Genomic DNA, 12,484 nt, shown 5'->3' with positions numbered 1-12,484 from the left:
GGATGGTCAGCCCGATCCTCACTCAGTGGACTACGCTGAGTGAGGATTTTGTCCTTCTGGAGGGCCATCATGGACACGGTATCGCTGATCGGAATCGATCTCGGCAAGCACTGCTTCCACCTGCATGGACAGGATGCGTCAGGCAGGATGGTGTTCCGTAAAAAGCTCACGCGTAGCCAGATGTTCACGCTGCTGGGCAATTTTCCGCGTTGCATTGTGGTCATGGAGGCCTGCGCCGGTGCTCACTGGATCGCACGTCGACTTCAAGCGCTGGGCCATGAGGCCAAGCTGATTTCTCCGCAATTCGTCAAACCGTTCCGGCAAGGCAACAAGAACGATTTCGCGGACGCCCAGGCGATCTGCGAAGCAGCCGCTCGTTCGAGCATGCGTTTCGTGAGCCCGCACAACGAAGCCCAGCAAATCGTTTCAGCCTTGCACCGTGTGCGCGAGCGGCTGGTGCGTGACCGCACCGGCACGATCAATCAGATTCATGCGTTTCTGTTGGAGTTCGGTATCAGCTTGCCGCGCGGCATGGCAGTGATCCGGCGACTGCCTGCCGTGCTCGAGGCAGAATCGTTGCCGCCGAGGCTGGTGGTCGTGCTCGAACGTTTGCAGGCGCACTTCAAGTATCTGGACGAGCAGATCCACCAGCTCGAACGTGAGTTGCTTACCCAGCTACACGAGGATGAACGCAGTGAACGACTGCTCGAGATTCCTGGCATTGGCCCGATGACCGCCAGCGTGTTGATGTCTGAGTTGGGCGATGCCCAGCAATATGGCTCAGCAAGGCAGTTTGCAGCTTCGGTTGGTCTGGTGCCGCGGCAGTACAGCACCGGCGGCAAACCAACGCTACTGGGCATCAGCAAGCGTGGCGACAAGGAACTGCGACGATTGCTGGTGCAATGTGCGCGGGCCATCATGCAGCGCATCGAGCACCGCACGGATGCATTGGGCGTCTGGATTCGCAGCCTGTTGGCGCGGCGACACTCGAACGTGGTGGCCTGTGCCCTGGCCAACAAACTGGCGAGGATCGCCTGGGCCATCCTCGCCAAAGGGACACACTACCGGAGCATCGAGGCTGTTCCCTCAGTCTGACGCTTCCTATCGCTTACGGCTTCAGTTTCAGTAGTCACCTCTGGTTTTGCGACGCGAGATACGTGAAGGCATAAACGACTCAACGGCCGGGCAAGTAACCTGACACAAAAAACAGCACCTCAATGCTGTGGGCTTTTTGAGGTTTGCCCGGCGCGGCTCCCATCATGGGGCGGGATCTTTCCCATCCGCGACCCCGGATAGATTCGAGCAAGTCCACTTTAGGTCAACACTGCCTCGCTTGCAAAAATCGGGCTGACCATAGATTTTTGCATGCGCGTGCCGGCGGCTCCGCCGGCTGGCGTGGCACGGCGCTTACGCGCGCTGCACCGCGATGCCGAGCGATTCGACCGCCTGCGCAATGGCCGCGACCGCGCGACGGATATCGTTCGAGTCGATTGCGCCGATGCAGCCGACGCGGAACGTTTCGAGCTGCGTGAGCTTGCCCGGATACAGGATGAAGCCCGCGTCGCGCACCGCGTCGTAGAAGCGGCGGAAATCGTAGGCCGGGTGGTCGGGCGCGTGGAACGTGACGATCACCGGCGCCTGCACGCTCGCATCGAGGAACGGCGTGAAGCCGAGCGCGTGCATCGATTCGACCAGCGTCCGGCAGTTGTCCACATAGCGCGCGCCGCGTGCCGGCTGGCCGCCTTCGGCGAGATACTGGTCGAGCGCGGCGCGCAGCGCGGCGATCACGTGTGTCGGCGGCGTGAAGCGCCACTGGCCCGTCTTGCGCAGGTACGCGTACTGATCGTGGAGATCGAGCGCGAGCGACGGCGAGTTGCCTTCGCTCGCGTCGAGCGCGTCGCGCCGCACGATCGCGAATCCCATCCCCGGCACGCCTTCCAGGCATTTGCCGCTCGCCGAGATCAGCGCATCGATGCCGCTGCCGGCCAGCGTGATCGGCAGCGCGCCGAACGAGCTCATCGCGTCGACGATCAGCCGCTTGCCGTGGCGTCGGCACACGGCGGCGATGTCGTCGAGCGGGTTCAGGATGCCGGCGCTCGTCTCCAGGTGCACCTGCGCGACGTGCGTGATGCGCGGCTCGCGCACGAACGCGGCTTCGATCGCGGCCGGATCGACGGCCGCGTCCTCGCCGAACGGCAACGCGATTGCTTCGACACCGAGCCGGCCGAGGATCTTCAGGATGCGCGCGCAGTACGCGCCGTTGTCGGGCACCAGCACGACGTCGTCACGCGGCACCAGCGTGCCGAGCGCGGCTTCCACCGAGAACGTGCCGCTGCCCTGCATCGGCACGCACACGTACTCGTCGCCGCCGTGCGCGATCGCGACGAGATCCGCACAGACGCTGGCCGTCAGTTGGTTGAAAGCGGCATCCCACGAGCCCCAGTCATGTTGCATTGCGTGGCGTGTTGTGGCGGACGTGGTGAGCGGGCCAGGCGTAAGAAGAATCGGATCGGACATGGTTTTCCTCTGCAAAGGTCGGAAGAAACGCCGGAAAGCATTTCTGAATGACTTGCATGATATTGGCAAAATGTGTCATTTTTTGGAAATTGCCGCATTCGTCACGGGTTTGTCATCGAACGCTGTGATCCTTCGCTTGCCGCGCGAAACCTCACCTCGGCGCGGTAGCGAGGCGGGCCGTCGATCGGCCTCGCCCGGAGATAACAGGAGAGCCGGATCGTGCCCCGGCCATTTGGTGTTCCGCCTACGGAGAAGTCTGATGACACTGCAGAAACCCTCGCGCACCGCTGCCGGTGCGTTCCGCAAGCTTGCGCTGGCCGCCAGCGTCGCCGGTCTGATGGGCGCCGCGCTGCCCGCCCATGCGGCGAGCGCGGTCGTGCTGTATACGGCAGACGGTCTCGAGAACCTCTATCGCGATGTGCTGCCGGCTTTCGAGAAGAAGGAAGGCGTCAAGGTCAACATCGTGACGGCGGGCAGCGGTGAAGTCGTCAACCGCGCGAACATCGAGAAGAATTCCCCGAAGGCCGACGTGATCGTCACGCTGCCGCCGTTCATTCAGCAAGCTGGCCAGATGGGCCTGCTGCAGCCGTACCAGAGCGTGAACTACAAGAACGTGCCGGCCATCGCGAAGGCTGAAGACGGCACGTGGGCGACGTTCGTGAACAACTACTTCTCGTTCGCGATCAACCCGGACGTCGTGAAGAACCAGCCGAAGACGTTCGCCGATCTGCTCGCTCCGGCCTATGCCGGCAAGGTCGCGTACTCGAACCCGGCCACCGCCGGCGACGGGATGGCCGTGCTGATCCTGACGACGTCGCTGATGGGCGAGGACAAGGCGTTCGACTATCTCGCGAAGCTGTCGCAGAGCGTGAAGTTCCACACGAAGGGCACGGGCTACCTGAACGTGCTGCTGTCGCGTAACGAAATCAGCGTCGCGAACGGCGACCTGCAGATGGACCTCGACGATGCCGAACACGGCGCGCTGTCCGTCAAGCCGATCTTCCTGGCCGCGAAGGAAGGCGACCAGCCGACCACGTTCCAGCTCCCGTACGGCATTGGCCTGATCAAGAGCGGCCCGAACCAGGACGCCGGCAAGAAGCTGATCGACTACCTGATGTCGACGGAAGTGCAGTCGAAGGTGCCGGACATGTACGGCATCCCGGGCCGCACGGACGTGCCGCTAGCCGGCAAGAACGGCGAAGCGGTCAAGAAGGCGATCGCGGGCGTGAAGCTGATCCCGGTCGACTGGGCCCAGGTGATGGCGAAGAAGCCGGTATGGATCGAGCGCTGGAAGAAGGACGTGATCGGCAGCTCGGGCAAGCAGCTCGACGTCGTCAAGCCGAAGTGATCGGCGCACGCCGCCTGTATTTGTGAGCAAGAGGATGAACCCGGTGGAAACCACCCTGACCCATCCCGGCGCATTCGGCGCCGCCGAACCGCAGGCAACGCTGCGGTCCGGCGCGCCGGGCGGCGTGCAGATCGAGCACCTGAGCGTGCGCTACGGCGCACGCACGGTGCTGGAAGATCTGTCGCTGTCGATCGGTGCCGGTGAATTTCTGACCGTGCTCGGCAAGAGCGGCTGCGGCAAGACCACGCTGCTGCGCTTCATCGCCGGGTTCGTGAAGGCCGACGGCCTGACCGGCACGCTGACCGTGGCCGGACGCGACCTGACCTATGCGCCGCCGCACAAGCGCAATCTCGGTCTGCTGTTCCAGAATTACGCGCTGTTCCCGCACCTGACGGTGTTCGAGAACGTCGCATTCGGGCTGCGCGCACGCGGCATGGCGTCGTCGGAAGTGACGCGCCGCGTCGCCGATGCGCTGAAGCTCGTGCAGCTCGGCGATGCGGGCCATCACCTGCCCGCGCAACTGTCGGGCGGGATGCAGCAGCGCGTCGCGCTGGCGCGCGCGCTCGTGATCGAGCCGGACGTGCTGCTGCTCGACGAACCGCTGTCGGCGCTCGACGCCAACCTGCGCGCGTCGGTGCGCAGCGAACTGAAGGCGCTGCACGAGCGCCTGCCGAACCTGACCGTCGTCTGCGTGACGCACGACCGCGACGACGCACTCGTGCTGTCCGATCGCGCGCTGCTGATGCGCGACGGCCACATTGCGCAGCTCGGTACGCCGCAGCAGCTGTACGACGCGCCGCAGGACGGCTACGTCGCACGCTATCTCGGCCCGGCGAACCTGCTGCCGCCGCACGTGATCTTCCCGCTCGGCGATCCGCGCCACGAAGTGCGCGGCAAGGTGGCCTGTGTGCGCCCCGAGCGCCTGACCCTGATGCCGCTGGCCGCGGGCGGGCTGCACGGCACGGTGTCGTCCGTCGAATGGCAGGGCGCGGACCTGTCGATCGCGGTCACGATCGATGCAGCCCCCGACGAGCCCGTGCGCGTCACGATGCAACGCGGCCGCGGCGCGGCTCCCGAGCGCGGTGCGCGCGTTTCCCTGCATTGCGAGGCAGACGATGTCGTCCTTATCGAGCCCTGAAGCCGGCCTGCCGCCGCACGTGCTCGCATCGGCCGCCGCGCACGCCGCCGCCGCGCGGCGCCGCAAGCGCATGGGTGACCTGCACCTGGCCGCGCTCGCGATCATCCTGCTGGGCCCGCTCGTCGTCTATCCGCTGGTGCGGCTCGTGCTGCTGAGCGTGTCGGGCGACCACGGGCTGAGTTTTGCGGCGTACCGCACGTTCTTCGGCAACCCCGATACCCGCGGCGTGCTGCTGACCACACTCGGCGTGCTGTTCGCGAGCGCCGGCACCGCGTCGGTGCTCGGCGTGCTGCTGGCCGCGCTGCTGTTCTTCAAGCCGTTTCCCGGCGCATCGCTCGTCACGCGTTTCCTGGAACTGTACGTCGCGTTCCCGTCGTTCCTCGTCGCGTTCACGCTGATCTTCCTGTACGGCTCGCAAGGCTCGATCAGCATCGCGCTGCAGCACCTGTTTCATCTGGAGGAGCCGCCGCTGAACTTCCTGTTCGGCATAGGCGGCGTGATCCTCGCGCAGACCGTGTTCTACACGCCGTTCGTCGTGCGCCCGACGCTCGCGTCGTTCGCGACGCTCGACCTGCGGCTGATCGAAGCCGCGCGCAGCCTCGGCGCGTCCGGCTGGATGCTGGCGCGCCGTGTCGTGCTGCCGATCGCGTGGCCGGGCATCGCCGCCGGCACCGTGCTGTGCTTCCTGCTGACATTGAACGAATTCGGGATTCTGCTGGTGCTCGGCAGCGCACGGCTCGTGACGCTGCCGGTTGCGATCTACAGCAGCGCGACGGTCGACCTCGACCTGCCGACCGCGTCGGCCGGCGCGGTCGTGATGCTCGCGCTGTCGCTGGCGCTGTATGCGGTTTATCGCCGGGTGAACCGGCGTGCGACGGGAGGAAACGATGTCCGCTGAATTTCGTATCGGGCAAGCGGTGCCGCGCCACCAGATCGGCTGGAGTGACACGGTGCTCAAGCATGCGTCGCGCGTGGCGCTCGCGCTGGCCGCGTTCGCGTGCTTCTGGCTGTTCGTGTTGCCCGTCATCGTTGTCGCGCTGTCGAGCGTGTCGACGCAGTGGTCGGGCACGATTCTGCCGGCCGGCTACAGCCTGCGCTGGTTCGAGCGGCTCGGGTCGCCGGAATACGACGCGCTGCTGACGAGCCTGGAAATCGGCTTCGGCGTGTCGGCGGTCGGCACGATCCTCGGACTGTGGCTTGCGCTGGCGCTCGAAGGGCGCGACCGGCGCGGCCTCGGCGCGGTGGTCGACGCGCTCGTGATGGTGCCGAACGGTGTGCCGAGCGTCGTGCTCGGGCTCGCGGTGCTGATCGCGTATCACCAGAAGCCGGTCGACCTGTCGAGTTCGGCGGCGATCGTCGTGCTCGTGCAGCTCGCGCTGATTTTGCCGTTCTGCTATCGCTGCGCGGCCGCCGCGCTGCGTCCGGAACTGACCGTGCTGCGCGAAGCGGCGGCAAGCCTTGGCGCGCCGCCCGCGATGGTGCTGCGCCGCGTGCTGTTGCCGCAGCTCGTGCCGGCGCTGCGCGCGAGCCTCGCGCTCGGTTTCGCGCTGTCGCTCGGCGAGCTCGGCGCAACGCTCACGGTTTATCCGCCGGGCTTCGCGACCGTGCCGATCGTCGTGATCGGCCAGGTGGAGCGCGGGTATTACCTTCCGGCATCGGCACTGTCGCTGCTGATGCTCGGCGCGTCGCTCGCGGCGCTGCTGCTGATCGCCGCGCGCGTGCCGCGCGGCAAGCGGGTGGCATCATGAACGCCGCGTTCGCATTGCGCCAGCCGGGTGAAGCGTCGGCAGCCGGCACGTCGACGGGTCTCGCGGGACGTTCCGTCGACGTCAACGGCCGGCACTACCGGCTGCCGGCCGAACCGACCGTCGTCGTCTGCGTCGACGGCTGCGAGTACGACTATCTCGAACGGGCGGTGGAAGCGGGCGTCGCGCCGTTCATCGGCCGGATGATCGCGGAAGGCACGGCCTGGCGCGCAGATTGCGTCGTGCCGACCTTCACCAACCCGAACAACCTGTCGATCGTCTGCGGCGTGCCGCCGGCGGTCCACGGGATCTGCGGCAACTATTTCTGGGATCCGGCCGCCGACGGCGGGCGTGGCGCCGAAGTCATGATGAACGACCCGGCCTACCTGCGGGCCGGCACGCTGCTCGCGGCGGCGTCCGACGCCGGTGCGCGGGTCGCTGTCGTGACGGCGAAGGACAAGCTGCGCCGGCTGCTCGGCTGGCAACTGAACGGCATCTGCTTTTCGGCCGAGAAGGCCGCGCAGGCGAATCTCGCCGAAAACGGGATCGTCGACGTGCTCGACTGGGTTGGCCTGCCGTCGCCGGACGTCTACAGCGCGGCGTTGTCCGAGTTCGTGTTCGCAGCCGGCGTGCGGCTTGCGCAGACGCGCCAGGTCGACCTGATGTACCTGTCGACCACCGATTACGTGCAGCACAAGTGCGAGCCGGGCAGTGCCGGCGCGAACGCGTTCTACGCGATGATGGACGGCTACCTCGCGCAGCTCGACGTGCTCGGTTGGGTGATCGGCCTCACGGCCGACCACGGGATGAACGCAAAGCACGATCCCGTGACGGGCCGGCCGAATGTCATCTATCTGCAGGACGCATTCGACGGCTGGTACGGCGCGCAGGCCGCGCGCGTGATCCTGCCGATCACGGATCCGTACGTCGTGCACCACGGTGCGCTTGGGTCGTTTGCGACCATCTATCTGGCGCCGGGCGTCGACCGGGCCGAGGCGATGTGGCGCGTCGGCGGCCTCGACGGCGTCGAGCTCGTGCTCGACAACGCGGAAGCCGCTGCGCGTTTCGAACTGCCGCCCGACCGGATCGGCGATCTCGTCGTAATCGGCCGCCGCGACATGACGCTCGGCACGCGCGAGCGCGAACACGATCTGTCGGGCCTCACGGTGCCGCTGCGTTCGCACGGCGGCGTGTCGGAGCAGGAAGTACCTTTGCTGTTCAATCGCCGTATCGAGCCGGACGATCCTGCGCGTCGCCCGCGCAACTTCGACGTGTTCGATTTCGTGCTGAACCGGGTCGCGACATGATGGCTCATCCCCGACACGATCACCCGGCGTTTCGCGCGGAGGCGCTGCGCTGGTGCGGCACGCGCGCGATGCGGGAACGCACGCTCGACGTGATGGACCCGTATACGGGCACGCGTGTCGGGACGGCGCCGCTGGCGAGCGTCGACGATGTGCGCGTGGCATTCGACTACGCGATGGCGTACCGGCCGACGCTCACGCGGTACGAGCGTTCGCAGATCCTCGAGCGTGCGGCCGCGCTGCTGCGCGAGCGCACCGAGGAAGCGTCCGACCTGATCACGCTCGAATCGGGGTTGTCGAAACAGGACTCGCGTTACGAAATCGGCCGCGTGGCCGACGTGTTGAAGTTTGCGGCGGTCGAGGCGTTGCGCGACGATGCGCAAAGTTTCTCGTGCGACCTGACGCCCCACGGCAAGGCGCGCCGCGTGTTCTCGCAGCGCCAGCCGCTCGACGGTGTGATCGTCGCGATCACGCCGTTCAATCACCCGATGAACCAGGTGGCGCACAAGATTGCGCCGGCGATCGCGACCAACAACCGCGTGATCGTGAAGCCTTCGGAGAAGGTGCCGCTGTCGGCGTTCTACCTGGCCGACCTGCTTTACGAGGCCGGTTTGCCGGAGCCGATGCTGCAGGTGCTGACCGGCGATCCGCGCGAGATCGCGGACGAGCTCGTCACGCACCCGCATGCGTCGCTGATTACCTTCACGGGCGGCGTGGCGATCGGCAAGGCGATTGCCGCGCGGGCCGGCTACCGCCGCATCGTGCTGGAGCTGGGCGGAAACGATCCGCTGATCGTCCTCGACGATGCCGATCTCGAACGCGCGGCGTCGCTGGCCGTGCTCGGCTCGTACCGGAATTCGGGCCAGCGCTGCACGGCCGTCAAGCGGATGCTGGTGCAGCGTTCGATCGCGCCGGCGTTCACCGAATTGCTCGTCGAGAAGACGCGCGCATGGAAGTACGGCGATCCGTTCGATCCCGCCAACGAAATGGGCACGGTGATCGACGAGGAAGCGGCGCGGCTGTTCGAGGCGCGAGTGGCGGAGGCGGTCGCGCAGGGCGCGCGCCTGCTGACCGGCAACGTGCGGCGCGGCGCGCTGTATGCGCCGACCGTGCTCGACAACGTCGATCCATCGATGACGATCGTGCGCGAGGAGACCTTCGGCCCGGTGTCGCCGGTGATCACGTTCGACACGATCGACGACGCGATCCGGATCAGCAACGGAACGGCGTTCGGGCTGTCGTCGGGCGTCTGTACGGACAGCACGGCGGCGGTCGTGCGGTTCGTGAACGAGCTGAACGTCGGCACAGTGAATGTATGGGAAGTGCCCGGATACCGGATCGAGCTTTCGCCGTTCGGCGGGATCAAGGATTCGGGGCTCGGTTACAAGGAAGGCGTACAGGAGGCGATGAAGAGCTTCACGAACCTGAAGACGTTTTCGCTGCCTTGGGAGTGAATGAATGGCATTGACGGTGGAAGAGATCCACGGGCTGTATCGTGAGCATGGCCATGTGGCCTATAGCGGCGAGCCGGTCACGCAGCTCGAGCATGCATTGCAGAGCGGATTGCTGGCCGAAGAGGCGGGGGCTGACGAAGCGCTGGTCGCGGCGGCGTTCCTGCATGACCTCGGGCATCTGCTGAATCGCCAGGGCGAGACGCCGAGCGCGCGCGGGATCGACGATCTGCATCAGTATTACGTGCTGCCGTTCCTGCGGCCGCTGTTTTCCGACGCGGTACTGGAGCCGATCCGGCTGCACGTCGACGCGAAGCGCTGCCTGTGCCGCACGGACGCCGGCTACTTCGAGAGCCTGTCGCCGGACTCGGTGCGTAGCCTCGCGCTGCAGGGCGGCATCTTCAGTGAAGAGGAGACCGCGGCGTTCATGCAGCGCCCGTTCGCGGAGGACGCACTGCGTCTGCGCCGCTGGGACGACACGGCGAAGGAAGAAGGCAAGGTGACGCCGGATCTCGATCACTATATGGAGATCGTCGCGCGCCAGGTGCGCGCAGCCTGACGGTTCGGCTGCTTCTATATAAGGCCCCGCACGCGGTAGCGTGCGGGGCCTTATATTTTTTGAGAAACCCCTTGCGCAGATCGAAGCGGGTGCCTACAATCACGCCTCTTTCGCGCTAACGGAAACGCGGCGCGGGAGAGGGAAGCAAGGTTGGTGGAGCGCAGCAGTCTGTAGCGCGCAGCCGGCCTGGAAGTTGAGCCCCGCAGTCGCAACGATGTAGTGTAAAAAGTTGTTGACGAACTGCGAAACACGGTTCATAATCTCGCTTCTCTGCTGCTGAAAACGCAGCGCTGCCGGGAAACACGAAGTTCCTCGCAGAATGCTCTTTAAAAATTAACAGCCGATAAGTGTGGGCGCTTGATGGCAGCGAGCTGATCCTCGGATCAGATAGCGAAAGTATCAAGAGTCTCACACTAAAGTAAGTCAGGTTTATGAAGTGATTCATATTCCTGTCAGCTTTGAGTGAGCGACCGGTTCTTAACTGAACCGAAAACAGTAACAGGTTTAAACTGAAGAGTTTGATCCTGGCTCAGATTGAACGCTGGCGGCATGCCTTACACATGCAAGTCGAACGGCAGCACGGGTGCTTGCACCTGGTGGCGAGTGGCGAACGGGTGAGTAATACATCGGAACATGTCCTGTAGTGGGGGATAGCCCGGCGAAAGCCGGATTAATACCGCATACGATCTACGGATGAAAGCGGGGGACCTTCGGGCCTCGCGCTATAGGGTTGGCCGATGGCTGATTAGCTAGTTGGTGGGGTAAAGGCCTACCAAGGCGACGATCAGTAGCTGGTCTGAGAGGACGACCAGCCACACTGGGACTGAGACACGGCCCAGACTCCTACGGGAGGCAGCAGTGGGGAATTTTGGACAATGGGCGAAAGCCTGATCCAGCAATGCCGCGTGTGTGAAGAAGGCCTTCGGGTTGTAAAGCACTTTTGTCCGGAAAGAAATCCTTGGCTCTAATACAGTCGGGGGATGACGGTACCGGAAGAATAAGCACCGGCTAACTACGTGCCAGCAGCCGCGGTAATACGTAGGGTGCGAGCGTTAATCGGAATTACTGGGCGTAAAGCGTGCGCAGGCGGTTTGCTAAGACCGATGTGAAATCCCCGGGCTCAACCTGGGAACAGCATTGGTGACTGGCAGGCTAGAGTATGGCAGAGGGGGGTAGAATTCCACGTGTAGCAGTGAAATGCGTAGAGATGTGGAGGAATACCGATGGCGAAGGCAGCCCCCTGGGCCAATACTGACGCTCATGCACGAAAGCGTGGGGAGCAAACAGGATTAGATACCCTGGTAGTCCACGCCCTAAACGATGTCAACTAGTTGTTGGGGATTCATTTCCTTAGTAACGTAGCTAACGCGTGAAGTTGACCGCCTGGGGAGTACGGTCGCAAGATTAAAACTCAAAGGAATTGACGGGGACCCGCACAAGCGGTGGATGATGTGGATTAATTCGATGCAACGCGAAAAACCTTACCTACCCTTGACATGGTCGGAATCCCGCTGAGAGGTGGGAGTGCTCGAAAGAGAACCGGCGCACAGGTGCTGCATGGCTGTCGTCAGCTCGTGTCGTGAGATGTTGGGTTAAGTCCCGCAACGAGCGCAACCCTTGTCCTTAGTTGCTACGCAAGAGCACTCTAAGGAGACTGCCGGTGACAAACCGGAGGAAGGTGGGGATGACGTCAAGTCCTCATGGCCCTTATGGGTAGGGCTTCACACGTCATACAATGGTCGGAACAGAGGGTTGCCAACCCGCGAGGGGGAGCTAATCCCAGAAAACCGATCGTAGTCCGGATTGCACTCTGCAACTCGAGTGCATGAAGCTGGAATCGCTAGTAATCGCGGATCAGCATGCCGCGGTGAATACGTTCCCGGGTCTTGTACACACCGCCCGTCACACCATGGGAGTGGGTTTTACCAGAAGTGGCTAGTCTAACCGCAAGGAGGACGGTCACCACGGTAGGATTCATGACTGGGGTGAAGTCGTAACAAGGTAGCCGTATCGGAAGGTGCGGCTGGATCACCTCCTTTCCAGAGCTTCTCGCAAAGTTGAGCGCTCACGCTTATCGGCTGTAAATTTAAAGACAGACTCAGGGGTCTGTAGCTCAGTCGGTTAGAGCACCGTCTTGATAAGGCGGGGGTCGTTGGTTCGAATCCAACCAGACCCACCATTGTCTGGCGGTAACACCTGAGGCAAATCTGTACTCATGGGGGCATAGCTCAGCTGGGAGAGCACCTGCTTTGCAAGCAGGGGGTCGTCGGTTCGATCCCGTCTGCCTCCACCAATCTTCAATGACAAACATTCGAATGACGATTGTTCGAGTCTTTGTCATTGGCGATTGAGCCAGTCAGAGTGATACGTAGTATGTATCGGCTGTCGTTCTTTAACAATCTGGAAGAAGTAAGTAATTTGG

The 12,484-nt window shown here is 63.8% G+C and carries 9 protein-coding genes, 2 tRNA genes and 1 rRNA gene; 11 read left to right on the top strand and 1 reads right to left on the bottom strand.

Annotation, left to right across the window (positions count from 1 at the left end; genetic code table 11):
* The first annotated feature begins 69 nt into the window (after window positions 1-69).
* Window positions 70-1,095, top strand: coding sequence for an IS110 family RNA-guided transposase (locus LXE91_RS23630; protein ID WP_046543588.1), 1,026 nt, complete (start codon window positions 70-72; stop codon window positions 1,093-1,095).
* 312 nt (window positions 1,096-1,407) lie between these two features.
* On the opposite strand, the gene LXE91_RS23625 is transcribed toward LXE91_RS23630, so the two are convergent.
* The gene (locus tag LXE91_RS23625) at window positions 1,408-2,517 is read right to left on the bottom strand and encodes a 2-aminoethylphosphonate--pyruvate transaminase (RefSeq protein WP_039339486.1); all 1,110 of its coding nucleotides are present in this window, start codon (window positions 2,515-2,517) and stop codon (window positions 1,408-1,410) included.
* A gap of 259 nt (window positions 2,518-2,776) precedes the next feature.
* On the opposite strand from LXE91_RS23625, the gene phnS reads away from it, so the two are divergent.
* From phnS to LXE91_RS23575, 10 genes are all read left to right on the top strand, one after another.
* On the top strand, window positions 2,777-3,865 hold the full coding sequence (gene phnS / locus LXE91_RS23620; protein ID WP_039339485.1) for a 2-aminoethylphosphonate ABC transporter substrate-binding protein: 1,089 nt from the start codon (window positions 2,777-2,779) through the stop codon (window positions 3,863-3,865).
* A gap of 34 nt (window positions 3,866-3,899) precedes the next feature.
* Window positions 3,900-5,003: a 2-aminoethylphosphonate ABC transport system ATP-binding subunit PhnT gene (phnT, locus tag LXE91_RS23615; protein WP_039339483.1), complete on the top strand. Its 1,104-nt coding sequence runs from the start codon at window positions 3,900-3,902 to the stop codon at window positions 5,001-5,003.
* On the top strand, window positions 4,981-5,901 hold the full coding sequence (locus LXE91_RS23610; RefSeq protein WP_039339481.1) for a 2-aminoethylphosphonate ABC transporter permease subunit: 921 nt from the start codon (window positions 4,981-4,983) through the stop codon (window positions 5,899-5,901). The genes phnT and LXE91_RS23610 overlap by 23 nt, the downstream gene beginning before the upstream one ends.
* Window positions 5,891-6,751 (top strand): 2-aminoethylphosphonate ABC transport system, membrane component PhnV, encoded by an 861-nt coding sequence (gene phnV / locus LXE91_RS23605; RefSeq protein ID WP_039339479.1) that lies wholly within the window; start codon window positions 5,891-5,893, stop codon window positions 6,749-6,751. Before LXE91_RS23610 ends, phnV begins: the two co-directional genes overlap by 11 nt.
* A complete protein-coding gene (gene phnA, locus LXE91_RS23600; protein ID WP_039339477.1) occupies window positions 6,748-8,055 on the top strand; it encodes a phosphonoacetate hydrolase in 1,308 nt (435 codons plus the stop codon). The genes phnV and phnA overlap by 4 nt, the downstream gene beginning before the upstream one ends.
* Complete coding sequence (phnY, locus tag LXE91_RS23595; protein WP_039339476.1) at window positions 8,052-9,506, top strand: phosphonoacetaldehyde dehydrogenase; 1,455 nt, start codon at window positions 8,052-8,054, stop codon at window positions 9,504-9,506. Before phnA ends, phnY begins: the two co-directional genes overlap by 4 nt.
* A gap of 4 nt (window positions 9,507-9,510) precedes the next feature.
* Window positions 9,511-10,062, top strand: a complete 552-nt coding sequence (locus LXE91_RS23590; RefSeq protein WP_039339474.1) for a phosphonate degradation HD-domain oxygenase — start codon at window positions 9,511-9,513, stop codon at window positions 10,060-10,062.
* Window positions 10,063-10,568: 506 nt separating this feature from the next.
* A 16S ribosomal RNA gene (locus LXE91_RS23585) occupies window positions 10,569-12,101 on the top strand.
* A 63-nt stretch (window positions 12,102-12,164) separates the two neighbouring features.
* A tRNA-Ile gene (locus LXE91_RS23580) sits at window positions 12,165-12,241 on the top strand.
* 38 nt (window positions 12,242-12,279) lie between these two features.
* A tRNA-Ala gene (locus tag LXE91_RS23575) sits at window positions 12,280-12,355 on the top strand.
* Window positions 12,356-12,484: the final 129 nt, after the last annotated feature.

The organism is Burkholderia contaminans, assembly GCF_029633825.1.
Classification (GTDB): Bacteria; Pseudomonadota; Gammaproteobacteria; order Burkholderiales; family Burkholderiaceae; genus Burkholderia; species Burkholderia contaminans.
The sequence above is the reverse complement of the archived record's forward strand: the minus strand, read 5'-3'. Positions and strand labels throughout refer to the sequence as shown.

Excerpts from the sequence above, each read along its gene's own strand:
- phnY (WP_039339476.1), top strand. The coding sequence starts at position 8,052 with ATGATGGCTCATCCCCGACACGATCACCCGGCGTTTCGCGCGGAGGCG.
- phnA (WP_039339477.1), top strand. The coding sequence starts at position 6,748 with ATGAACGCCGCGTTCGCATTGCGCCAGCCGGGTGAAGCGTCGGCAGCC.
- LXE91_RS23630 (WP_046543588.1), top strand. The coding sequence starts at position 70 with ATGGACACGGTATCGCTGATCGGAATCGATCTCGGCAAGCACTGCTTC.
- LXE91_RS23610 (WP_039339481.1), top strand. The coding sequence starts at position 4,981 with ATGTCGTCCTTATCGAGCCCTGAAGCCGGCCTGCCGCCGCACGTGCTC.
- LXE91_RS23590 (WP_039339474.1), top strand. The coding sequence starts at position 9,511 with ATGGCATTGACGGTGGAAGAGATCCACGGGCTGTATCGTGAGCATGGC.
- phnS (WP_039339485.1), top strand. The coding sequence starts at position 2,777 with ATGACACTGCAGAAACCCTCGCGCACCGCTGCCGGTGCGTTCCGCAAG.
- LXE91_RS23625 (WP_039339486.1), bottom strand. The coding sequence starts at position 2,517 with ATGTCCGATCCGATTCTTCTTACGCCTGGCCCGCTCACCACGTCCGCC.
- phnT (WP_039339483.1), top strand. The coding sequence starts at position 3,900 with ATGAACCCGGTGGAAACCACCCTGACCCATCCCGGCGCATTCGGCGCC.
- phnV (WP_039339479.1), top strand. The coding sequence starts at position 5,891 with ATGTCCGCTGAATTTCGTATCGGGCAAGCGGTGCCGCGCCACCAGATC.